24 protein-coding genes and 1 riboswitch are annotated in these 22,615 nt (G+C 70.0%); of the genes, 14 read left to right on the forward strand and 10 right to left on the reverse strand.

What is annotated here, in order from left to right; genetic code table 11:
- Positions 1 to 39: 39 nt before the first annotated feature.
- From ACT3TD_RS09200 to ACT3TD_RS09215, 4 genes are all read left to right on the forward strand, one after another.
- A complete protein-coding gene (locus ACT3TD_RS09200; protein ID WP_301441884.1) occupies positions 40 to 774 on the forward strand; it encodes an AraC family transcriptional regulator in 735 nt (244 codons plus the stop codon).
- 30 nt (positions 775 to 804) lie between these two features.
- Positions 805 to 902, forward strand: a riboswitch (TPP riboswitch).
- The gene (locus tag ACT3TD_RS09205) at positions 892 to 1,665 is read left to right on the forward strand and encodes an ABC transporter ATP-binding protein (protein ID WP_444615042.1); all 774 of its coding nucleotides are present in this window, start codon (positions 892 to 894) and stop codon (positions 1,663 to 1,665) included. Its footprint overlaps the riboswitch before it by 11 nt.
- Positions 1,665 to 2,432, forward strand: coding sequence for an ABC transporter permease (locus tag ACT3TD_RS09210; RefSeq protein ID WP_301441886.1), 768 nt, complete (start codon positions 1,665 to 1,667; stop codon positions 2,430 to 2,432). Before ACT3TD_RS09205 ends, ACT3TD_RS09210 begins: the two co-directional genes overlap by 1 nt.
- Positions 2,429 to 3,454 carry an ABC transporter substrate-binding protein gene (locus tag ACT3TD_RS09215; protein WP_441579392.1) on the forward strand — a complete coding sequence of 342 codons (1,026 nt, stop codon included), beginning with the start codon at positions 2,429 to 2,431 and terminating at the stop codon, positions 3,452 to 3,454. The genes ACT3TD_RS09210 and ACT3TD_RS09215 overlap by 4 nt, the downstream gene beginning before the upstream one ends.
- On the opposite strand, the gene ACT3TD_RS09220 is transcribed toward ACT3TD_RS09215, so the two are convergent.
- From ACT3TD_RS09220 to ACT3TD_RS09230, 3 genes are read right to left on the reverse strand one after another with little or no spacing between them, the layout of a single operon-like run.
- A complete protein-coding gene (locus tag ACT3TD_RS09220) occupies positions 3,439 to 4,173 on the reverse strand; it encodes a lysophospholipid acyltransferase family protein (protein WP_441579391.1) in 735 nt (244 codons plus the stop codon). The genes ACT3TD_RS09215 and ACT3TD_RS09220 overlap by 16 nt on opposite strands.
- A gap of 25 nt (positions 4,174 to 4,198) precedes the next feature.
- A complete protein-coding gene (ilvD, locus tag ACT3TD_RS09225; RefSeq protein ID WP_441579390.1) occupies positions 4,199 to 5,905 on the reverse strand; it encodes a dihydroxy-acid dehydratase in 1,707 nt (568 codons plus the stop codon).
- Positions 5,906 to 5,933: 28 nt separating this feature from the next.
- Entirely contained in the window at positions 5,934 to 7,253 is a 1,320-nt protein-coding gene (locus ACT3TD_RS09230; RefSeq protein ID WP_444615043.1) for a helix-turn-helix domain-containing protein, read from the reverse strand.
- 81 nt (positions 7,254 to 7,334) lie between these two features.
- Here ACT3TD_RS09230 and ACT3TD_RS09235 point away from each other — a divergent pair, with 81 nt between their 5' ends.
- The 7 genes from ACT3TD_RS09235 (at position 7,335) to ACT3TD_RS09265 (ending at position 14,092) form a co-directional block, all read left to right on the forward strand.
- Positions 7,335 to 8,342, forward strand: coding sequence for an ABC transporter substrate-binding protein (locus tag ACT3TD_RS09235; protein ID WP_444615044.1), 1,008 nt, complete (start codon positions 7,335 to 7,337; stop codon positions 8,340 to 8,342).
- A gap of 20 nt (positions 8,343 to 8,362) precedes the next feature.
- Entirely contained in the window at positions 8,363 to 8,896 is a 534-nt protein-coding gene (locus ACT3TD_RS09240) for a siderophore-interacting protein (protein WP_444615045.1), read from the forward strand.
- Positions 8,878 to 9,249, forward strand: a complete 372-nt coding sequence (locus ACT3TD_RS09245) for an SIP domain-containing protein (protein WP_444615046.1) — start codon at positions 8,878 to 8,880, stop codon at positions 9,247 to 9,249. Before ACT3TD_RS09240 ends, ACT3TD_RS09245 begins: the two co-directional genes overlap by 19 nt.
- Before the next feature lie 90 nt (positions 9,250 to 9,339).
- Positions 9,340 to 10,524, forward strand: a complete 1,185-nt coding sequence (locus tag ACT3TD_RS09250) for a sensor histidine kinase (RefSeq protein ID WP_441579387.1) — start codon at positions 9,340 to 9,342, stop codon at positions 10,522 to 10,524.
- Between the two features lie 27 nt (positions 10,525 to 10,551).
- Positions 10,552 to 11,466 (forward strand): polyphosphate polymerase domain-containing protein, encoded by a 915-nt coding sequence (locus ACT3TD_RS09255; RefSeq protein WP_444615047.1) that lies wholly within the window; start codon positions 10,552 to 10,554, stop codon positions 11,464 to 11,466.
- 48 nt (positions 11,467 to 11,514) lie between these two features.
- The gene (locus tag ACT3TD_RS09260; protein ID WP_301441894.1) at positions 11,515 to 12,201 is read left to right on the forward strand and encodes a DUF4956 domain-containing protein; all 687 of its coding nucleotides are present in this window, start codon (positions 11,515 to 11,517) and stop codon (positions 12,199 to 12,201) included.
- 1 nt (position 12,202) lies between these two features.
- Positions 12,203 to 14,092, forward strand: a complete 1,890-nt coding sequence (locus tag ACT3TD_RS09265) for a CotH kinase family protein (RefSeq protein WP_444615048.1) — start codon at positions 12,203 to 12,205, stop codon at positions 14,090 to 14,092.
- A gap of 96 nt (positions 14,093 to 14,188) precedes the next feature.
- Here the strand turns inward: ACT3TD_RS09265 and ACT3TD_RS09270 are convergent, their stop codons facing one another.
- From ACT3TD_RS09270 to ACT3TD_RS09280, 3 genes are all read right to left on the reverse strand, one after another.
- The gene (locus ACT3TD_RS09270) at positions 14,189 to 14,359 is read right to left on the reverse strand and encodes a hypothetical protein (RefSeq protein WP_444615051.1); all 171 of its coding nucleotides are present in this window, start codon (positions 14,357 to 14,359) and stop codon (positions 14,189 to 14,191) included.
- Positions 14,360 to 14,427: 68 nt separating this feature from the next.
- A complete protein-coding gene (locus ACT3TD_RS09275; protein WP_444615052.1) occupies positions 14,428 to 14,910 on the reverse strand; it encodes a VOC family protein in 483 nt (160 codons plus the stop codon).
- Between the two features lie 26 nt (positions 14,911 to 14,936).
- Positions 14,937 to 15,830: a helix-turn-helix domain-containing protein gene (locus ACT3TD_RS09280; protein WP_441579785.1), complete on the reverse strand. Its 894-nt coding sequence runs from the start codon at positions 15,828 to 15,830 to the stop codon at positions 14,937 to 14,939.
- Positions 15,831 to 15,932: 102 nt separating this feature from the next.
- Between ACT3TD_RS09280 and ACT3TD_RS09285 the strand changes: the two genes are divergently transcribed.
- Positions 15,933 to 17,330: an MFS transporter gene (locus ACT3TD_RS09285; protein ID WP_444615053.1), complete on the forward strand. Its 1,398-nt coding sequence runs from the start codon at positions 15,933 to 15,935 to the stop codon at positions 17,328 to 17,330.
- Here the strand turns inward: ACT3TD_RS09285 and ACT3TD_RS09290 are convergent.
- Genes ACT3TD_RS09290 through ACT3TD_RS09300 form a run of 3 tightly spaced genes read right to left on the reverse strand, consistent with a single transcriptional unit; the run spans position 17,315 to position 19,552 of the window.
- Positions 17,315 to 18,169, reverse strand: a complete 855-nt coding sequence (locus ACT3TD_RS09290) for an aldo/keto reductase (RefSeq protein ID WP_444615054.1) — start codon at positions 18,167 to 18,169, stop codon at positions 17,315 to 17,317. The two genes, ACT3TD_RS09285 and ACT3TD_RS09290, sit on opposite strands and share 16 nt — an antisense overlap.
- Before the next feature lie 12 nt (positions 18,170 to 18,181).
- Positions 18,182 to 18,589, reverse strand: a complete 408-nt coding sequence (locus ACT3TD_RS09295; RefSeq protein ID WP_441579782.1) for a cupin domain-containing protein — start codon at positions 18,587 to 18,589, stop codon at positions 18,182 to 18,184.
- A gap of 12 nt (positions 18,590 to 18,601) precedes the next feature.
- A complete protein-coding gene (locus tag ACT3TD_RS09300) occupies positions 18,602 to 19,552 on the reverse strand; it encodes a quinone oxidoreductase family protein (protein ID WP_444637983.1) in 951 nt (316 codons plus the stop codon).
- Between the two features lie 115 nt (positions 19,553 to 19,667).
- On the opposite strand from ACT3TD_RS09300, the gene ACT3TD_RS09305 reads away from it, so the two are divergent.
- Together ACT3TD_RS09305 and ACT3TD_RS09310 are read left to right on the forward strand one after the other, a co-directional pair.
- Entirely contained in the window at positions 19,668 to 20,501 is an 834-nt protein-coding gene (locus ACT3TD_RS09305; RefSeq protein WP_441579780.1) for a helix-turn-helix domain-containing protein, read from the forward strand.
- 100 nt (positions 20,502 to 20,601) lie between these two features.
- Positions 20,602 to 21,753 (forward strand): SPFH domain-containing protein, encoded by a 1,152-nt coding sequence (locus tag ACT3TD_RS09310; RefSeq protein ID WP_441579779.1) that lies wholly within the window; start codon positions 20,602 to 20,604, stop codon positions 21,751 to 21,753.
- A gap of 4 nt (positions 21,754 to 21,757) precedes the next feature.
- Here the strand turns inward: ACT3TD_RS09310 and ACT3TD_RS09315 are convergent, their stop codons facing one another.
- Positions 21,758 to 22,510 carry a sulfite exporter TauE/SafE family protein gene (locus ACT3TD_RS09315; RefSeq protein ID WP_301443083.1) on the reverse strand — a complete coding sequence of 251 codons (753 nt, stop codon included), beginning with the start codon at positions 22,508 to 22,510 and terminating at the stop codon, positions 21,758 to 21,760.
- Positions 22,511 to 22,615 lie beyond the last annotated feature (105 nt).

Consider the following 22,615-nt stretch of genomic DNA (forward strand, 5'->3'; position numbering starts at 1 on the left):
GACCCCGTACCCGGCGCGCTTTCACTAGACTGACGACCAATGTCAGGAATCCGCCACGTCGCCACCGCGCCCACCGAGACCCGTCGCCTCGGCCCGGGCTCCGACGTGACCCCGCACTCCCACGACACCCACCAGATCGTGTACGCCAGTTCCGGGGTGCTGGAGGTCCTCGTCCCGGAGGGCACGTGGTTCACACCGTCGGTGCGGGCCGTGTTCGTCCCGTCCGGCACGGTCCACAGCTGGACGGTGCACGGCAGCGCCACGGTGCACCTGGTCGGGGTGCCGGAGTTCCCCGGCACACCCCCTCTGCCCTTCCTGGTCCCGGCGACCCCGCTGTTCCGGGAGCTCGCCGTGGCCTGCGCCGACGCCGGTGCACCGGTCACCGCCGCGCAGCACCGCCTCCTCGGCGTGCTCACCGACCAGCTGGTCGCCACGGACGCCCCGCCGACGATGCTGCCCACGGTGCACGACCCACGCCTGCGCGACGTGCAGCGCGTCGTCGAGGAGGACCTGTCGGCCACCCTCCCTCTGGCGGCGCTGGGACGCCGGGTGGGGGCGAGCGAACGCACCCTGTCGCGGTTGTTCCGGGCGGAGTGCGGGATGGGGTTCACCACGTGGCGTCATCAGGTGCGGCTGCACCGCGCCACTCTCCTGCTGGCCGACGGGGCCCCGGTGACGCAGGTCGCCGCCGCGTGCGGCTACTCCTCCCCCAGTGCGTTCATCACCGCGTTCCGTTCGTCGTTCGGGCGGACACCGGGGTCGTTGTACCGATAGCCTATGATGTTGTCACCAACTGAACACAGATCAACAGACACGGGGTGTCCCTGCACGCAGGGGCTGAGATCACACCCGCTGAACCTGAACTCAATCACATGAGCGGAGGAATGTCCCATGCCGGAAGTCCCGGCGGTGGCGCTCGACCATGTCGACGTCGCCTACCCGAATTCACCCGCCGTCCTCACGGACGTGCACCTCACCGTCCCTGCCGGGGAGCATGTCGCCGTCATCGGCCGCTCCGGCTGCGGGAAGTCCACCCTGCTGCATCTCGTCGCCGGCCTGCTCGAACCCGCCCGCGGCACGGTGCGCGTGCGCGACGGCTCCGGTGCGGACGCCCGGCTGGCCCACTGTGCGCTGATGCCGCAGGGCGACAGCCTGCTGCCGTGGTTCAGCGTGCGCGACAACGTCGCCGTCCCGCTGCGCAACCGGGGCGTGGGACGCCGTGCCGCCCGGGAACGCGCCACCGAGACCCTGGCGTGGTGCGGGCTGGAGCACCATGCCCGGCACCGTCCCGACCAGCTCAGCGGCGGGATGCGCCAGCGTGCCGCCCTGGCCCGCGCGCTGCTGGCGGACAAGCCGGTGCTGCTGGCCGATGAGCCGCTCGGGGCCCTGGACGCGATCACCCGCGCCGAGATCCAGGACTGGCTGCACGGGGTGCTCAGCACCACCGACACCACCATGGTCATGGTCACCCACGACGTGGACGAGGCCCTGCTGCTCTCCCACCGCGTGGTGCTCGTGGCCGACGGGGGCGTGGAGCCTGCCGGACGCAGCCGCGAGGGCTGGTTCGACCGCCGGCGCGGACGCGCCCGGGAGGACGTCCTGGCCGACCCGGGGTTCGCCGCCGCCCGCTCGGCGCTGCTGCGCGAACTCGCCGGGGGTGCGTGATGGTCCGCAGATTCACCACCACCGTGCTGCCGCCGGTGGTCACCGTCGTCCTCGTGGCACTGGCGTGGCTCTGGGCCACCGCCGGTGACCGGGTGGAGGACTACGTCCTGCCGTCACCGGGGGCGGTGTTCACCGCCCTGCAGGTCAACTGGGCCGACCGGCTGGCCTCCGCGACGTGGCTGACGGTGTCGGAGACCCTGCTCGGTATCGGTGCCGGGGTGGCCGTGGCCCTGCTGGTCACCGTCGCCGCCGGGTACCTGCCGGTCATCGGCCGGGCGTTCACCCCGCTGCTCATCGCCTCGCAGGCGATCCCCACGATCGTTCTCGGCCCGATCCTCACCATCGCCCTGGGCTACGGCATGCTGCCGAAGGTGATCGTGGTGGCGCTGGTGTGCTTCTTCCCCGTCGCCATGAACCTGCTCGCCGGCATCCGCGGGGTGGACGACCGGCTGGTGGACACGATGCGCAGCATGCACGGCACCCGCGTCTCGGTGTTCTGGCGGCTGCGCTTCCCCTCCGCCCTGCCCGCCGGCTTCGCCGGGCTGCGCGTCGCGGTGACCTACGCTCCGGTCGCCGCGGTGTTCTCCGAGTACACCGGCTCCTCCGACGGCATCGGCTACCTGCTGATGCAGGCCATCCCCCGGCTGCAGACCGACTACGTGTTCGCCCTGGTCGTGGTCCTCACCCTCATGTCCGCCCTCCTCCTGCTCACCGCCACCCTGCTGGAACGACTCTGCTGCCCCTGGGCACCGAAAGGCTCACGATGACCCCCTCCAAGCTGCTCTCCCGTCCCGCCGCCGTGATCGTCACCGCCGCCACGGTGCTCTCGCTCGCCGCCTGCTCATCCGGCGGGGACGCCTCCGACTCCGCAGACCAGACCCGTGTGCTGCTGGACTGGAACCCCAACCCCGACCACCTGGCCCTCTACACCGCCGAGCACACCGGCGCCTACGAGGACCGGGACCTGGACGTGGAGTTCCTGCTGCCCGGCAACACCGCCGACGCGGCGAAGGACGTCTCTCTGGGACGCTCCGACCTGGCCGTCAGCTACGAGACCTCGACCATCCTCGCCCGCGCCGAGGGCCTGGACGTGATCAACGTCGGCGCCCTGATCCCCACCCCGTTGAACTCGCTGATCACCAAGAAGTCCTCCGGCATCACCACCCCGGCGGACCTGGAGGGCAAGACGGTGGCGACCTCCGGCTCGCCCTCGCAGACCGCCTCGCTGGACTTCATCGCCGAGAAGGCCGGCTTCGACGGCTCCACGATCACCACCCCGAACGTGCAGCAGAACCTGAACCAGGCGCTGCTCAGCGACCAGGTCGACGCCATCTTCGGCGCCTACCCCAACATCGAGGGTGTGGAACTGGCCGAACGCACCGACATCACCACGCTCAGCGCCACGGAGATGGGCATCCCCTCCTCCGCGGAGCTGGTGATCATCGCCAACCCCACGCGCCTGGCGCAGGACGCCGACTACGCCGACCGCGTCCGGCGGTTCCTCGCCGGCACCGCCGCCGGACACGACGCCGCCCTGCAGGACCCCGACCTGGCGGTCGACGCCATGACCCCGGTGACCCAGGGGGCATACGACCCGGACCTGCTGGCCAAGATGGTCGACGCCACCGTGGACATCCTGCGCGAGGGCAACAGTGACGGCGACACCACCTTCGGTGTGCAGGACCCGCAGACCTGGGCGGACTACGCCGACTGGTTGCGCGACAACGGCCTGCTGGACACACTGGTGGAGGGTGCGGCGGCCACCACGAACGACTACCTGCCGGAATAGCTCCTGTCCGCCTGGTCCGCCCTGTCTGCTCTGTCCTTGACCTGCTGCATCCGCTCCTGCAGCTCCCGGTTGTCCTCCCCCACGTCCCCGCTGGCGGTGAAGGGTTCACCGACGACCACGTGCACCGTCACCCGGCGTCCGCCGAGCCGGGGCCGCTGCCCCCTGGTCCAGAGTTTCTGTGTTCCCGAGCAGCCCACCGGCACGATCACGGCACCGGACTGCGCGGCCATCCGTACCGCGCCGGTCTTCAGCTCGCCGATCTCCTCCTCGTGACGGATGGTTCCCTGCGGGAAGACCGCCACGACCTCACCCCGGGCCAGGGCGTCCGCCGCCTCCGTCAGCGACTGCCCGCCCTTGCCGGGCGTGCGGTCCACCTGGATGCCGCCGAGTTCGACCAAGAGCTTCGTGATCCACCGGTTGGCGAAGGCCTCCTTCTTCAGCAGGGCGTGCGGCTTGCGGTCCCCGCGCACCACCATCGGACCGTGTACCGGGAGCATCTCGTAGTAGGCCCGGTGGTTGGGTGTCAGGACCACCCCGCCGGTCAGCGGGATATTGGCCGCCCCCTCGATGCGCACCCGGATGTTCTGTGCCCAGAACAGCCCCAGCAGCATACTCTTGGCGACGTCGTAGGGCGCCCGGCGGCGCTGACGCGGCGCCGGGGGTGTCCCGTCGACGGTGGAGATGACGGCGCGCGCCACGCGGGACATTTCGTTCGACATGGTAAGTACACTATCGAACCCGGTCTCACACGTTCGTCACCGCTCCCAGCGAGGCGGACTGCACCAGCTTGGCGAACTTGCCCAGCACCCCGTGCAGCCGCGGGTTCGGCGGCGGGGTCCACCCCTCGGCACGCTGGGCCAGGGTCTCCTCGTCGACGAGCAGGTCGATGCTGCGCGAGGGGATGTCCACCCGGATCGGGTCACCGTCCTCGACGAAGGCGATCGGCCCACCGTCCACGGCCTCCGGGGCGACGTGCCCGATGACCAGGCCCGTCGAGCCGCCGGAGAAGCGCCCGTCGGTGATCAGCAGCACGTCCTTGCCGATGCCGGCACCCTTGATCGCGCCGGTGATCGCCAGCATCTCGCGCATGCCGGGGCCGCCCTTGGGCCCCTCGTAGCGGATGACCACCACGTCGCCCTTCTTCAGCTCGCCGTTGAGCACGGCGTCCATCGCCGGCTTCTCCTGGTTGAACACCCGGGCGGTGCCCTCGAAGACCTCGGCGTCGAAGCCGGCGGTCTTGACCACCGCACCCTCCGGGGCCAGGGAGCCGCGCAGGATGCTCAGCCCGCCGGTGGCGTGCAGCGGCTCGTCCAGGCTGCGCAGGATCTTGCCGTCGGGGTCCGGCGGGTTGATCTCGGCGAGGTTCTCCGCCACCGTGCGGCCTGTGACCGTCAGGCAGCTGCCGTCGATGAGTCCGGCGTCCAGCAGGGCGCGCATGACCACGGGGATGCCGCCGACCTTGAAGACGTCGTTCATCACGTAGCGTCCGAACGGCTTGAGGTCGCCGAAGTGCGGCACGCGGTCGCCGACGTCATTGAAGTCCTGCAGCTTCAGGTCGACCTCCGCCTCGTGGGCGATGGCCATCAGGTGCAGCACGGCGTTGGTCGAGCCGCCGAGTGCCATGACCACGGCCACGGCGTTGAGCAGTGACTCGCGGGTGATGATGTCGCGGGTGGTGATCCCCTTCTCCAGCAGCCCGACCACGGCCTTGCCGGACTGCCGGGCGTACTCGGTGCGGTTGCGGTGGATCGCCGGCGGGGCGGCGGAGCCCGGCAGGCTCATGCCCATGGCCTCGGCGGCCGAGGCCATGGTGTTGGCGGTGTACATGCCGCCGCAGGCGCCCTCGCCGGGGCACACGGCGCGTTCGATGATTCCCACGTCTTCCTCGGACATCTTGCCAGCGCGGCAGGCGCCGACGGCCTCGAAGGCGTCGATGAGGGTGACCTCCTTCTCCGTACCGTCGCTCAGGCGTGCCTGCCCCGGCATCGTCGAGCCGTTGTAGAGGAACACCGAGGACAGGTCCAGGCGGGCCGCCGCCATGAGCATGCCGGGGATGGACTTGTCGCAGCCGGCCATCACGATGGAGCCGTCGAGGCGTTCGGCGGACATGACCGTCTCCACGGAGTCGGTGATGACCTCGCGTGACACCAGCGAGTAGTGCATGCCCTCGTGCCCCATGGAGATGCCGTCGGACACGGAGATCGTGCCGAACTCCAGGGGGTAGCCGCCGGCGGCGTGCACGCCTTCCTTGGCGAAGCCGGCGAGCTTCTTGAGGGTGAGGTTGCAGGGGGTGATCTCGTTCCAGGAGCTGGCGACGCCGATCTGCGGCTTGTCCCAGTCGTCGTCTCCCATACCCACCGCGCGGAGCATGCCTCGCGCGGCGGTCTTCTCCAGGCCGTCGGTCACGTCACGGGAACGGGGCTTGATGTCGTGCTTCGCAGTGTGTTCCATACGACAACTCTAATGGAACCGGCGGCGATCATACGTAGCCCCGGTAGCCGCTCGGCGGCACGCCGTGCTCGCGGGCGAAGACGTGGCTGAAGGAACTGGTGCCGGAGTAGCCGAGGTGCTTCGCGATGCTGCGCACGTCCACCCCGGCGAAGAGCAGTTGGCGGGCGATGCCCATCCTCGCCGAGGTCCGCCACCGGCGGAACCCCCCGTCCAGCGCCTCGTCCAGCTCGTCCCGGGTGCAGCCCAGGTGCTCCGCCCACTGCCCCACCGACCGGTCCGACGACGGCTGGCGGTGGAACTCTTCGAGCAGCCGCGTCATCAGCCGCGAGCCCTGCCGGTCGTCCTCGGAACCGTGGGCGAGGTAACCGTAGAACAGCCCGTCCACCAGCGCCGTGGTGGTGGGTTCGATCGGGTCGTACTCGCGTGCGGACGCCGCGAGCAACGCGGCGGCGTCCTGCGGGTGGACGCGGACCGGCCCACCGGCCCGCGGCGTCCTGCCGACGCGTGCGCCGACCGGCAGCACGAGGCTGCCGGCGTCCATGCGCACGACGTTCGGGATCCCGGCCGGTAGCCAGGTCAGCTCCCCCTCGCCGAGGTCCACGGTGCGCTCACCGGCGGAGACCCGTGCACTGCCGCGGTACACCCAGACCAGCACGTGCATCCGGTTGGTGCGCGGCCACGTCGAGCGTGCCGCACCGGCCTGCACCGGGGCCCGGACCGGGACGGATGTCGTGCGCATCAGCCGCGACAGGGCCGAGGCGGAGGACAGGCCCACCCGGTGCGCGGCGCTCGCCAGGGTGGCCCCGGGTTCGCGCAGGTACGCCTCGGCGGCGGCGACCCGGGCCCGCGCCCGCCACTGCCCCACGCTCAACGCGGTCTCCTCCCGGAAGCGGCGGTGCAGCGTGGCCGCCGACAGGTGCACGGCGGAGGCCAGGTCGGCGACGTCGACGGGCGTGCTCAGGTCGTCGAGCAGGATGCGAGCTGCCTCGCGCGCGCCGGTGGAGGTGGGCATCGCCGCCGGGGCGGGGCCACGCTGCTCCTCCTGCAGGTAGCCCAGGCTCGAGGCGAACGGGTCGACGAGCCGGTCGTGCCAGGCGGCGTCCACCGCCCCGGTGGTCGCCCCGCCGTCCACGGTGAAGGGCAGGGCGTCGTCGCCACGGCAGCGCATGCCGAGCACCACGGCGTCCGGTCCACGGTCGACGCGCAGGCGCTGACCTGCGTTGACCCACACGCCGCGCCCCTCGCCGAGCCGCAGGCTGGCGCTCGTCCCCCTGCCGACGACCACGTGCGCGGAGCCGGTGAGCGTCCAGAAGAACACGGGGAACCTGAGTTCAACAGGTTGCGTCATACGGTCAATCCGGGCCATGCGTCCGACCGTACACTCGTCCCCCGTAAACAAGGTCAGGCTTAGCTACAAGGAGGACAAGAAGTGGGAACAGCAGGAACACGGGGTATGTCGGTGCTCGTGGCGTGCGCGTGCGTGGTCGGGTTGGCGGCGTGCTCGTCGTCCTCGGACGACGAGAGCAGCACCAGCACCGAGGCAAGCGCCGAGAACAGCAACAGCACCGAGACCGTGGAGCACGCCTACGGCAGCACCGAGGTGCCGGTGAACCCGGAGCGCGCCATCAGCTTCAGCCAGGCGTGGTCGGACTCCTTCGCCGCACTGGGCCACCCGGTGTCCACGCAGGTCATCAGTTCCGTCTTCACCGACGACACCGTGCCGTGGAACACCGAAGCCTCCGGGGCCGCAGCCGAGACGATCACAAACACCGGGGGCGGCGGCAACGCCATCGAGTCCTTCGGCCTGGAGGAGATCGCCGCGACGGACCCGGACGTGATCCTCGCCGGCTACGTGCCCGAACAGGCGACCTACGACGCCCTGTCGGAGATCGCGCCCACGGTGGCCACCGTCGGCACCGGCAAGGTCGACGACTGGCGTGAGGTCACCACCGCCGCCGGACGCGTCCTCGACGAACAGGACCGCGCCGAGGAGGTCGTCGCCGACGTCGACGAGCGCATGGCACAGGTCACCGAGGAGTACCCGGCGGTCGACGGGGCGAGCTTCGCCTACGCCGCCTACACCGACGGCTCGTTCAGCGTGCTGTCCTCGGAGGACGACGCGGCCAACAAGTTCTTCACCGACCTGGGCATGGACCTCACCGCCGACGAGATCGAGGGCGAGGCGAACGCCCGCGGCATCGAGGTGTCGGCCGAGAACATCAGCCTGCTCGACATGGACCTGCTGGCCGTGTGGGTGCGCGGCACGACGCCGGACGACCTGCCCGACGGGCTCTCCGGCTGGTCGTCACTGCCGTCCGTGGAGGCCGGCACGGCCGCCGAGCTGCAGTCCGCCGCCGCCACCGCCCTCGGCGCGCCGACGGCGCTGGCCATCCCGTGGCTGCTCGACGAACTCGACACCTACTTCAGCAACCTGTGACACCCCCGGAAAGGAGCCGCATGAACAACAGCACCACAACCAGCACCACAACCAGCACCGACGAAGAGGTCGTGACCTCGGTCCTCAGCAGCGAGGAGCACACCCGGGGCCTGAGCGAACTGGCCATGGAGGTCACCTCGGTGACCCCGCGCCACCCGTGGCTGGTGCGGGTCACCGGCCACGTCGCCGGCATCACCGACCACGCCGCCTGGGAGCCCACCAACCTGGCGGTGCGTCTGGCGATCCCGGACCCCGGTGACGCGATCGGCGAGATGACCGGCCAGCCCGACACGTGCCGGCGGGTGTACACCGTCGCCGCCTTCGACCGCGACACCGCGACCCTGGACGTGGACGTGGTGGTGCACGGCGAGGACTCGCCGATGATGTGCTGGCTGCGCGGGCTGACCCCCGGCGACCTCGTGCCCTTCGCGGGCCGCGTCCGCACCCCGCGCCGACGCGCACCTCCCCCGAGCAGCGCATCCACCTGCTGGCGGACGGTTCGGCGTACCCCGCCGCCAGCGCGATCGCCCGCGCGGTGGCCGTGGACACCGTGACCCTGGCCGTGCCGGACGGCGACCCGACGGCCTACGCCGCCGACTTCCCCGGCGCGGACGTCCACCTCGCCGACGGCACCGCGGGCACTCCCCTGGCCGACCTCGTCGGCGAGCTCCCCTCGGACGACACGACGGTCTTCTGGGCCGCCGGCGAGCGTGAGGACATCCGCGGCGTGCGCCACCACTGCCTCAAGGTCCTGGAAATGTCGAAGGCCCAGGTCCAGGTCTTCGGCTACTGGCGACGCGGCAAGTCCGGCACGCAGGCCGACCTCGCGCGCCTGCGCGCCGCGGCGTCCTACCAGGAGCAAGGACGCACCTTCGGCGACGCCGACGACTTCGACATCGAGATCTAGCGGGTATCTGCCGTCGTACCACGAACGTGGTACGCCAGAATCCCACGTCTGCGGGATTCGCCCCGGCCCCGCCGGGGAAAGAATGGTCACATGACCAGTCGACCTCATCCGGAGCACCGCATCCCGCGGTGGGCCGGGGACGTGGCACTCATGATCCTCGTCATGATCCCCTCCGCGTTCCCCAGCCCGCGTCCGCCGATGGCGGGCCCCGGTGGGGCGGCCTTCCCCGAGCTGCTCCCCACGCTCGCCCCCGTGATCCTCTCCCTCATCGCCGCACTGCAGATCCCGCTGCGCCGCAGCGTGCCGGTGTCGGTGTTCCTCGCCGCACTGTGCATCTACCTCAGCACCCTGCTCGCCGACATCCAGACCCTCGGCCCGGGCATCGCCGCGATCATCGCCGCCTACAGTGTCGCCAACCAGACCCGACGTCCGGTGTCCTTCACCCTGTGCGGTGTCGGTGCCGTCCTCGTCGCCGTGATCAGCCTGTTCACCACCGAGCAGATGGCGCTGGACCCGCAGGTCTTCCAGATCGCCGCGGGCATCGCCATCGCCGGCGCACTCGGCGACAGCGCACGTTCGCGCCGCGAGTTCACCCGGGCGGCCACCGAACGCGCCGAACGCGCCGAACAGACCCGTGAGGCCGAGGCCCGCCGCCGCGTGGCGGAGGAACGCCTGCGCATCGCCCAGGACCTGCACGACACCGTCGCCCACCAGATCTCCGTGATCAGCCTCAACGCCGGCGTGGCGTCCAGCTCCCTGGACACCCGCCCCGACAAGGCCCGCGAATCCCTCGGCACCATCCGCGCGGCCTCCCGGGAGGTGCTCGGCGACATCGGCGTCCTGCTGAACTACCTGCGGGAGGACGCCGCGACGCGGCACCCGCAGCCCGGCCTGCGCGACCTCGACGCCCTGGTCGACTCCATGACCGCCACCGGCATGAAGGTCACCCTGCGCGCCGACGGCGACCCGGACCGCGTCGGCACCACCGTCGGCCAGGTGACCTACCGGGTGGTGCAGGAGGGCCTGACCAACGCCCACAAGCACGGTTCCGGACGCGCCGCCAACGCGAGCGTCTCCGTGCTGGACGACTCGGTGCTGGTCACCGTCACCAACCCGACGTCGCGGGCCGACCCGAACCAGCCGAACGCGCCCAGCGGCCAGTTGGGCCTGACCGGGCTCCGCGAGCGGGTCACCGCCGCCGGCGGCACCGTCACGCTCAGAAAGGACAACGACATCTTCACCCTCGTCACCGAACTCCCGCTCAGTGACACCTGAGCACGACACCTGAGGAAAGGAACAACCATGACGAAGCCGAACAAACTCAGCCACGAACTGCGCGCCCCGGGCAAACTGCACTCCTTCAACCGCTACGAGCTGAAGTACCTCGTGCCCGCCGAGCAGATCCCGGCGATCCGGCAGGAGCTCACCGACCGGATGGAACGCGACCCGCACGCCGGCGAACGCGGCTACGGGGTGTGGAGCGTCTACTACGACACCGACAACCTGCGCTTCTACTACGAGAAGATCGAGGGCCTGAAGTTCCGCCGCAAGCTGCGGATCCGCCGCTACGGCGAGACCGGCGGGGCCGACGAACCGCTCACCGCCGACTCGATGGTCTCCGTGGAGATCAAGCAGCGGGTCAACCGTGTCACCCAGAAACGCCGGGTGATGCTGCCCTACAACCTGGCCCTGGACCTGTGCGACCGCCGCCAGCGCGTGGAGTACCCCGGCGCCGACCAGAGCTTCATCGACGAGGTCCTGGACCTGGTCATCCGCCTGGACCTGCGTCCCATGGCGATGACCGGCTACCGCCGGGAACCGTACGTGGGAACGGACGCCGACCTCGGCCTGCGGGTCACCCTGGACCACCGGGTACGTGGCCGCGACCGCGACTTCGACCTGTGTGCCGAGACCGACAGCCGCTACATCATCCGCCCGGACCTGGCGGTGATGGAGGTCAAGGTCAACGAACGCGCACCCTACTGGGTGACCGACATGGCCGCCCGCCACGACCTGCAGGTCCAGCGGATCTCGAAGTACTGCCAGAGCGTCGAGGCCCACGGCATGGCGCCGCGCTCGTTGTTCCACGCCCCGGACGACGACCACGTCGACCCCGCGGCGCTGGGCGCCGAGGCGGCCGAGGCGTCCGACACCTCGGGTCCGTCCGAGCAGAATGCACCGGCGGAGTACGTGCCCCGCCACAGTCACGTGCACTGATCCCCCTTCCCCCAACCAACTTTTCGTCACCAGCAGAAAGACTTCCCCATGAACCTCGATTTCGGTCTCACCGACCTCTCCGGAACGTTCAGCGTCGCTGACGTCCTGCTCTCCCTGACCCTGGCCTTCGTCTGCAGCCTCGTGGTCGCCTGGGTCTACCGCAACACCCACAAGAACATCAGCTACAGCCAGGGCTACGTGCAGACCCTGATCATCCTGGGCATGCTGATCTCCCTGATCATGCTCGTCGTCGGCTCCAACGTGGCCCGGGCGTTCGCCCTGGTGGGTGCCCTGTCCGTGGTCCGCTTCCGTAACGCCATCAAGGAGACCCGTGACGTGGGCTTCATCTTCCTGGTGATGGGCATCGGCATGGCCTGCGGTACCCGCTTCTACACGCTCGCGATCCTGGCCACCGTCGTGATCTGCGCGGTGATCCTGGTGATGCACCGGTTCAACTGGTTCGCCCTGGACGTCCAGCGTCAGGTCGTGAAGCTGCAGGTCCCCGCCGACGGTGACGACTACAGCCCGGTCATCGACGACATCCTGATCCGCAACACCACCGAGTACGAGCTGATCAGCACCGAGAGCGTGCGCGGCGGGTCGCTGGTGGAGTACAGCTACACCGCGAAGCTGAAGAAGGACGTCAAGGCCGCGGACCTCATCAACGAGCTCCGGGTCGTCAACGCCGGCCAGAAGGCCACCGTCCTGACCGGGTACGACCAGACGGACATGTGACATGACGGACTCCACCAACGCCAAGCGCACGCCGCTACGGCACCGGGTGCCGGTGCGGCTGCGCCACCACTGGAAACTGCTCGTCACCGCCATCGCGGTGTGCGTGGTCGTGGCCCTGGTCTTCGGTGCCAGCATGGTGCGCCCGTACATCACCTCGGACCTGGTGTCCGAGACGGTAATCACGCAGAACATCGAGGGCGACACCGACCTCTTCGACGACGGCGGCGACCACACCATCGACATCACCTTCAACCAGACCGAGTACGACGAGATGATCTCCACGTTCCAGAACGAGGGTGAGAAGGAGTACATCCGTGCCGACATCACCATCGACGGGACGCTGATCGAGAACGTCGGGCTACGGCTCAAGGGCAACTCCACGCTGTCGTCGCTCAGCGGCGGCATGGGCGGCGGCATGGGCGGCGAGATGGGCGGCGGTCCCGGCGAGAACGAGGACGGCGCCGCTGCCGATGACACCGCCGATGACACTGCCGACGACACCACCGCTGACACCGAGGCAGACGACGCCGAGCAGGGCGGCATGGGCGGCGGAGGTGGAGGCATGATCCAGCTCTCCGAGGACTCCCCCGAGGACCTCCCGTGGCTGATCAGCTTCGACGAGTACGAGGAGGGTCGCGCCTACGAGGGCATGACCGAGATCGCGTTGCGTCCTGCCACCAGCGGTTCAGACGTGGCGTTGAACGAGGCGCTCGCCCTGGAGATGACCGCCGAGGCCGGCCAGACGACGCAGGACTACAGCTTCACCTCGGTGTCGGTCAACGGCGGCGACTCGGTGGCGCGCATCGTGCTCGACACCCCGGACGCCCCGTGGGCGGACGAGTTGGGCAACGGTGTACTCTACAAGGCGCGTGCCGACGGTTCCCTGGACTACCTGGGCGAGGACCCGACGGAGTACGAGGACTCCTTCAAGCAGATCAACAGCGAGGGCGGGTACGACCTGCAGCCGGTGATGAACCTGTTGAAGTTCCTCAACGAGTCCACCGACGAGGAGTTCGCCGAGCAGCTCGACGACTACATCGACGCGGAGTCCTACGCGGAGTACCTGGCGATGCAGGAGATCCTGTCGAACAACGACGCGATGGACGGCCCGGGCAACAACTACTACCTCTGGTACGACGCCGACGAGGAGCAGTTCACGATCCTGTCCTGGGACCTGAACATGTCGCTGTCCGGCGGCATGGGCGGTGGCGGCGGCATAGGTGGCGGCATGGGTGCCGACACCACCCAGGACGACACCACGCAGGACGACGCGACGGGCGATGCCGCCGACGGCACCGCAGATGACGCCGCTGCGTCCGGCGAGATGCCGCAGATGCCCGACGGTGCTGCAATGGGCGAGATGGGCGAGATGCCCGAGGGCGGCATGCAGGGCATGCCGCAGGACGGTGAGATGCCGCAGATGCCCGACGGCACCGAGATGGGCGACATGGGCGACATGGGCGAGATGCCCGAAGGCGGCATGGGCGGCCCCGGCGGCGGTGACGAGGACGGCGAAGGCGGCGGTGGTCCCGGCGGCGGAAGTGGCAGCAGCATCCTCAAGGAGCGTTTCCTCGACAACGAGGAGTTCCGTGCGATGTACGACAGCGCCTACTCCGACCTGTACGACCAGCTGATCGCCAGCGGGTACGCGCTCGACACCCTCGACGAGCTCACGGAGCGGGCGGTCGCCGCCGGCGACACCGGTGCCGAGACGCTCTCCGAGTCGATCCGCTCGACCCTGGAGTCCGTCAGCGAGGAGGCCCCCGAGCCCAGTACCGGTATGGGCGGCGGTATGGGTGGTGGCATGGGCGGCGGACGTCCCGACGACACCGATACCGACACTGGCACCCAGGCAGATCAGACCGACCAGACTGATCAGACCGACGCCTGAGTCACCCTCGGCAGAGAAAGAGTCCCGGTCACCATCCCCATGGGGACGGTGACCGGGACTCTTTCCGGCTACGGGCTGTCACTGCCCGCGGCCGCGTCAGTAGTGTGCGGGCGGGTCACTTCCGGGGAAGGACTCCTCCTCCCACTGGTCGACCCTGTTCTCGGCGGCCTCGTGGCTCTCCTTGCCGGAACCGGGACGCTCGGACTCGTCGTCCGCGATCTTCTTCTTGGCCAGGTCCTCGTCGTCGCGCTTCTTCTCGTCGCTCATCGTGACCTCCATGTACCTGTCGGAAATGTCGGGATCCGTTACAGGCCCCAGGTTACGCTCCCCGCCCGCTACCCTGCAGCCTCGACAGCGTCGAATTCTCCGCCCAGCTCCTCCGCCAACGCCACGATGACGCCCTCCGGCCCACGGAGGTAACACAGCGAATAGGCGTCCCCGTAGCGCACGATCTCCCCCATCAACGTCGCCCCACGAGCGCGAAGCCGCCGGACGGTGTCGTCCAGGTCGTCGACGGCGAACATGAGTTGCCGCAGCCCCGGGCGCTGCACCGGCTCGGGCGCACCCGGCGCGGCGTCGGATTCCGGGGCCAGTTCCGGGGCCAGGTACCTGGTCAGCTCGATGCGTCCGTGCCCGTCGGGGGTGTGCAGCATCGTGATGTCGGCGACGACCCCCTCGATCCCGCAGATCCGGTCGACCCAGCGGCCCTGGACCTGTGTACTGCCGTCGACGTGCATCCCCAGTTCCACGAAGAAGTCGACCGCACCGTCGAGGTCCCCGACGACGACGGTCACGTGGTCCATGCGTTGCAGTGCCATGCCGACCGAGGATAGCGGCGTGCGGCTCAGCGCCGCTCGCCGCTGCGAAGCGGAGGTGTTCCGGGAACGTCCACGGTGGCGGCGAGGCTTCCCAGCAGCTTCAGACGTTCCTCGGTGGGGCTGCCGGGTTCGGCGGTGTAGCCGAACATGAACCAGTCCGGGTTGGCGGGCAGGTCCATCGCCTCGTAGGTCAGTTCCAGGTCGCCGACGTCGGGGTGGTTGATGCGTTTCACCCCGGCGCGGTGGTGGCGCACGTCGTGGGCGGCCCAGCGCTGCCGGAAGGCGTCGCTGCGGGTCACCAGTTCACCGATCAGGTCGGTCAGTCCCTTGTCGTGGGGGTTCTGGCCGGCGTAGGTGTGCATCGTGGCGACGATGGCGTCCGCCCCGGCGTCCCACTCGGGGAAGAAGGTGCGCGCCGCCGGGCTGAGGAACATGAACCGTGCGGTGTTGCCGCGCCCGTCGGCGTCCTGTAGTACCGGCGCGTACAGCGCCCGGCCCAGGGCGTTGGCGGTGACCAGGTCCATGCGCCGGTCGCGCACCCAGACCGGGGCGCCGGTGACGGCGTCGACGAAACGTTGCAGACCCGGGGTCACCGTGCGTACCTGCCGGCCCCGCTTGCCCTGCCGCCGCGCCGGGTAGGGGTCGGCGGCGCGGGCGAGGTCGTGGAGGTGGTCGTTCTCGGCGTCGTCGAGGCGGAGGGCGCGCGCCACGCTGTCGAGGATCTCCGGGGACACCCCGCGCAGGTCCCCGCGTTCCATCTTCGCGTAGTAGTCCACGCTGATGCCGCCGAGCATGGCGACCTCCTCGCGGCGCAGCCCGGGCACGCGGCGGCGTCCACCGCCGATGATCCCGACCTGCTCGGGGGTCACCTTGTCACGCCTGCTGCGCAGGAAGTCGCCGACCTCGTTTCGCTGATCCATGCCCTTCACGCTAACCGTCGCTGCGCGCCCGTGGGGTGTACGGCGAATACACGGATCAGTCGTCACTTCCCGCGGGTGTCCGCGCGCGGTGCAATGGATGCCATGACAACCAGTACCACCGGCACAACCTCCCCGCCCCGCCACACCACCATGATCATGGTGCTGGTGCTGGCGAGCTACTTCATGATCCTGCTCGACAACTCGATCATCTTCACCGGCCTGCCGCAGATCCAGGCGTCCTTCGGCCTGTCGGACGCCGCGGCGGCGTGGACGCAGAACGCCTACACACTGGTCTTCGGCGGGCTGATCCTGCTCGGCGCACGCCTCGGCGACGTCCTGGGACGTCGGCGGGTGTTCATCGCCGGGCTGGCCGTGTTCGGCGTCGCCTCCCTGCTGGTCGGCGCGGCGCAGGACGCCACGTGGTTGATCGCCGCCCGGGCGGTGCAGGGCGCCGGCGCGGCGGTCGTCGCACCGTCCTCCCTGTCGTTGATCACCGCGCTCTTCCCCGCCGGCCCGCAGCGCACGCGGGCCACCGCGGCCTACGGCACCACCGCCGGGCTGGGCGCGAGCCTGGGTCTCGTCGTCGGCGGGGCGTTGGCCTCCGCGGTGTCCTGGCGGGCTGGTTTCCTGGTCAACGTGCCCATCGCGGTGGTGATGAGCGTGCTCGCCGCACGCTACCTGCCCTGCTTCCGGACGGTCCGGGCGCGTTTCGACCTCACCGGCGCGCTGACGTCCACGGTGGGCATGGGTGCGGTGGTCTACGGCATCATCAACGCCGGCGAAGACGGGTGGACGCAGCCGCGCGCACTCGGCCCGCTGCTCGGCGGGCTGGTCGTGCTCGTGCTCTTCGTCGTCGCCGAGCGGGTCGCACCGCAGCCGGTCCTGCCCCTGCGGCTGTTCGCCAGCCGGCAGCGCTCCGGGGCGGCGGTGGCGCGGCTGTTGTTCGCCGGCACGATGATCGCCTACTTCTTCTTCACCACGCAGCTCTTCCAGGGCGTCTACGGGTGGTCGCCCTTGCAGGCGGGGCTGGGGTTCCTGCCGATGACGGCGGTGCAGTTCGCCGTCTCCCTGGCGGTCCCCCGGCTGACCAGCCGGTTCGGCGGCGCTCCCCTGCTGCTCGTCGGGCTGCTCACGGTCACCGCAGGCATGGCGTGGATGACGGGACTGGACGCCTCGACCAGCTACCTGGCCGGCGTCGTCGGCCCGATGGTGCTGCTCGGCGCGGGCCAGGGCCTCACCTTCGGCCCGCTGACCTCCGCGGGGGTCGCCGGCGCACTGCCGCAGGACGCGGGGGCGGCGTCCGGCCTGGTCAACGCCGCCCACCAGCTCGGCTCCACGCTCGGGGTGGCGGTGCTCACCGCCGCGGCGGCCGGCGCGGACACCGTCCTCGGACGCGTCGTGGACGCCTACCGGGGCGGGACGCTCATGCTCGTCGTCGCCGTGCTCGCCGCCGCTGTCGCCGTCCTGCCGCTCGCGCGAAAGCGCTACTTGCCGGCGTAGACGGGGAAGGCGCTGGACTCGCCGTAGTCGCGCTCGTCGAGGCCGCGCAGGGTGTCCATGTCGGCCTCGCTGATCTCGAAGTCGAGCTCGGCGTTGGAGCGCATGTGCTCCGGGTTCGCCGTCTTCGGCAGGGAGACCGTGCCCAGCTGCAGGGTGTAGCGGATGCACAGCTGCGGCACGCTCACCCCGTAGCGCGCGGCGATCCGGCCCACGTTGTCGTTGTCCAGGATCTCCCCGTGGGCGATCGGCGAGTACGCCTCGACCACGATGTCCTTGGACGCGCAGTAGTCCAGCAGCCCGGCCGGGGTGTTGCCGGCGTGCACCAGCAGCTGGTTGACCTGCGGGGTCACGGTGCAGGCGCCGAGGATGTTGTCGAGGTCGGCCTCCCGGAAGTTCGACACCCCGATCGCCCGCAGCTTGCCGGCCTTGTACGCATCTTCCAGGGCACGCCACGCCTGACGGTTGCCCTCGGCGTAGTCGCCGCCGCGGAAGTCGTCCCACGGCTGCGGGGAGTGGATCAGCATCAGGTCGACGTAGTCCAGGCCCATGGTCTCCAGCGAGCCGTCGATCGCGGCGACGGCCTCGTCGTAGTCCTTGACCTCCGCGGCGAGTTTCGTGGAGACGAACAGGTCCCCGCGCGCCACGTCGCTGGTGCGCACGCCCTCCCCCACGCCGCGTTCATTGCCGTAGGCCTGGGCGGTGTCGATGTTGCGGTAACCGGCGTCCACGGCGTCGCGCACGGCCTGGGCGGCCTTGTCGTCGTCGATGAACCAGGTGCCCAGCCCCAGCGCGGGGATGGTGACGTCGTTGTTCAGGGTCAGTGTCTCGGTGTAGCTCACGGTCGGCTCCTTCTAGCTCAGGTTCTCGTAGTGCTCGTCGGTGACCGGTTCCAGCCACTCGTTGGAGGTGTCCTCGCCGGGCACCTCGACGGCGAGGTGGGTGAACCAGGAGTCCGCCTTCGCGCCGTGCCAGTGCTTCCGGCCGGCGGGGATGCTCACCACCGTGCCGGGCGTCATGCTCACCGGGGCCTCGCCCTCGGCCTGGTACCAGCCGCTCCCGTCGGTGCACAGCAGGATCTGCCCGCCGCCGGACGAGGCGTGGTGGATGTGCCAGTTGTTGCGGCAGCCCGGCTCGAAGGTCACGTTGCCGATGGTCACGCCCTCGGTGGTGAGCATGGTCAGGAAACTCTGCCCCACGAAGTACTCGGCGAAGGCCGTGTTGGGCTCCCCGATCGGGAAGGTCGGTGTGTAGTCACTCATAATTGTGCTCCTCTAAAAGGTCAGGACGATTTTTCCGTCGGCGTCGCCGCTGCGCAGGCGTGTTACGAGACTATCCACGTCGGACGCCGCGAGCGTGGAGTCGATCACCGGACGGATCTCCCCGCGCGCGACGGCGGGGACCACCTCCGGCAGCAGCCCGGCGATGGTGCGCGCCATCTCGGCGTCGCGGGTGAAACCGAAGGACACGCCGTGCACCGTGAGGTGCCGGTAGGACAGCGAGTCCAGGTCGATGGTGGACGCCGCCCCGGCGAGCCGGCCGATGTTCACCACGTGCCCGTCCACCGCGGTCGCGGGCAGGCAGTCGGCGAAGGTCTGCCCGGCGACGTGGTCGAGCACCACGTCCACCCCGCGCCCGTCGGTCGCGGCGAGCACCACCTCGGCGAGGTCCTCCTCACCGGTGACGACGACCACGTCCGCGCCCAGCGCGGTGAGCCGCTCCCGCGCGGCCGCCGAGCGCGTCGTCGCGATCACGCAGGACGCCCCGAGCGCCTTCGCCGTCTGCACGCCGATCATGCCGATACCGCTGGTGGCACCGGTGACCAGGACGCTGCGTCCGGCCCGGAACTGCGCCACCGTGAGCGCGCCGTGCTCGGTGAGCAGGCCCGTCGGCAAGGCGCAGGCGACCTCGGGGGCCAGCCCCTCGGACCGCGGCAGGACGAACCGGTGGTCGGCGACGACGTACTCGGCGAAGGACGCCGGCACCGAACCCATCACCGCATCGCCGACCTGCCACGTCCCGGCGTCCTCCCCGACGGCGACGATCTCACCGGCGTACTCGAAGCCGGCGGTGAACTCGCTGTCCGCCGCCTCGAGCATCGGCAGGTCCGCGTTGTTCGTCGCGGACGCGTAGTTTCGGACCAGGACCTCCCCGGCCGCGGGCGTCGGGGTCTCGACCTCGTCGAGGACCCATACCGGACCACGTCCGGCGACAAGTGCACGCATATGCCATCTCCTTCGCTTCTCTGGGCTACCGCCCCATACTTCTCCCCCGCAGCAGGCCCCGCAGCGGAGGAAAACATCCTGGGACAAATCCCTCCCCCGCTGACATACTGGTGCGATGAGCGGCGACACCCGGATGAGCGAACTCGGCACCTTCCTGCGCACCCGGCGCAGCGAACTGACTCCACGGCAGGCCGGTGTCACACAGACCCCGGGCCCGCGCCGGGTGCCCGGGCTGCGCCGCGAGGAGGTCGCCTCCCTGTCCAACATCAGCACCGACTACTACACCCGCGTCGAGCAGGGCCGCATCCGCGTGTCCGCACCCGTACTCACCGTCCTGGCCGATGTGCTGCAGCTCGACGAGGACCAGCGCTCCTACCTGGTCAGCCTCCCCGGCAAGGACCTGGTCCGCACCCCGCGCCGGGTGGGGCAGACCGTACTGCCGCAGCTACGCCGGGTGCTCGACGACCTGAGCACCACCCCGGCGATCGTCATGGGCCGACGCATGGACATCCTGGCGTGGAACCCCTTGGCCGCGGCGATGATGCTCGACTTCGGCGAGGTCCCCGCAGCCCGGCGTAACTACGTACGACTACTGTTCACGGATCCCAGGATGCGGGCGTTGTACAAGGACTGGGAGACCGTGGCACGCACCGCGGTGGCGCAGCTGCGCATGGAGGCGGCGAGGTACCCGGACGACGCCCGGCTGACCGCCCTGGTCGGCGAACTCTCCGTGGGCGACGCCCAGTTCGCCTCCTGGTGGGCCGCCCGCACCGTGGCCAGCCTGACCACCGGCACCAAGACCCTGGTGCACCCGGAGGTCGGCGAACTCGAACTCGACTGGGACACCCTGGTCAAGGCCGACGACCCGGAGCAGCAGATCGTGGTGTGGACCGCCGGGGAGGACACCGCGACCCGTGCGGCGCTGCGCCGCCTCGCCGGCCAGGCCTGAGCGTCCGAACCCTGGCACGGGGTGCCCGGGCCAGATAGGCTCATGGCCGTCTCAATAATTCTCCACGATTCTCCACACATTCCTCACGAAAGAGAGAAGTATGCTCTACGACGTCCCCAAGCCCACCGAGGCCCTGCTGATCACCGGTGGCATGATCGCCCGCAAGCCCGACAACCCCTACCGGGTGGTCATCGGCGGCGGCGCCTGGTCGGTGCCGGTGCTGCACCGGGTCCAGCGCTTCCACATCGGCGCGAACACCGTGAACATCGCGGTGCGCGCCCAGTCGAAGCAGAACGTGGACGTGGACGTCGAGGCTTCCGTGGTCTTCTCCGTGACCGCCGAGAAGAACAGCGTCATCGAGGCCGCGAACCGTTTCCTGGGCGTCGACACCGGCCAGATCGTGTCCACCGCGCAGGACATCTTCTCCGGTGAGACCCGCGCGATGATCGGGCAGCTCACCGTGGAGGAGATGATCTCCGACCGCACCGCCCTGGCCAGCCAGGTGCTCTCCAACGCCGAGCCGCGGATGCTGCGCTTCGGCTGGCAGATCGACAGCTTCCAGATCAACTCGATCAGCGACCCGAACGGCTACATCCAGGCCCTGTCCGCCCCCGAGCTCGCCCGCGTACAGCGTGAGCGTGCCGTGGCCGAGGCCCAGCGCGACGCGGAGATCGCCGAGGAGCAGCAGAAGTCCGAGCGCCGCAAGTCCGACTTCCAGCGCGAGACGGACACCAAGGTCGCCGAGAACACCAAGGAGATCGCCGCAGCGAAGGCCGAGGCGGACGCTGCGGGACCGCGCGCCGAGGCCGAGGCCCAGGAGCAGGTCATCGCCGCGCAGGCCGCCCTGGCCCAGCGTCGGGCGGTCACCGACCGTGAGGTGGCCGAGGAACAGGCCCGTCTGGCGCAGTCGCAGGCGTCGCTGCGTGAGCAGGAGCTGGTCACCGAGGTCATCAAGCCGGCCGAGGCGGAGGCCGAGCGCACCCGCATCAACGCCGAGGCGAAGGCCACCGCCCTGCGCACGGAGGCGGAGGCCGTGGCGTCCAACAACGGGGTGATCCTGGACAAGCAGGTCGTCGACCAGCTGCCGGAGATCTTCACCGCCATGGCCGAGGGCCTGACGGGTGCGAACCTGACGATGGTCGGCGAGGGTCAGGACCTGACGAAGCTGCTCGGGCAGTTCGCCGCGGTGATCCCGAACCTGCGCGAGACCGCCGCCGGTTCCCGTGGCGGCGACGTCGCCACGGTCGACTGACCCCCTACCCCAGCGCGAGGACGCCGTTGACCACCAGGGTCACGGCGCCGGCGAAGGCGAGCACGGTGGCGATCTTCCTGGTGCCCTCGCTGGAGATGCGGTCGTAGAGCCGGTCGCCGAACCAGGCGCCGACGAAGATCGCCGCGATGGTGACCGCCCACAGCCACCAGGGCAGACCGCCGACGTCGAGTCCGCCGAGGATCACGATCTTCAGCAGGAACGACAGGGTGTTGGCGACCATGATCACCGGGTGCAACGTGGCCACGAAGTCCCGGTAGTCCCAGCCGGTCAGGCGGGCGTAGACCGTGAACGCCGGCGCCGCGATACCGGCCACGGTGCTCATGAACCCGCCGGCCGCACCGGCGATGAGCATCGGGACCCGGGAGTGCTCGGACAGCCGGGCCTGGTCGGGCTGGAACATGGTCACCGCGAGGGCGAGGAGCACGAGCACACCGACGGTGATCAGCAGCCACGGGCCGTCGATCATCATGACCACGAACACCGCCGGCAGCGAGCCGAGCACCAGTCCCCCGGCGAGGAAGGCGAAACGCCTCCAGTCGGTGCGTTTGCGTACCGCCCAGGCGTTGTTCACCGCGTTGACGGTGGACAGTCCGTTGACGACGGTGACGCCGGCGGCGGGTCCGAGGACGACGGACAGCACGGGCCCGGCGATGAGCCCGACGCCCATACCGGTGATCCGCTGGAGAACCGCCCCGATGAGGACGGCGAGGACGAGGACGATCGCGGCGGTGGACACGATCTCACAGCATAGACGGGGCACGGCGGGTCCGACGGCACTACGTGGACTTCCGGGCGAGTCGACGCCCCGGCCGCCCCCGGCGCCCGCGGGGTGACCCCGCGT

This window comes from Corynebacterium sp. AOP36-E1-14 (assembly GCF_052377495.1).
Lineage (GTDB): Bacteria > Actinomycetota > Actinomycetes > Mycobacteriales > Mycobacteriaceae > Corynebacterium.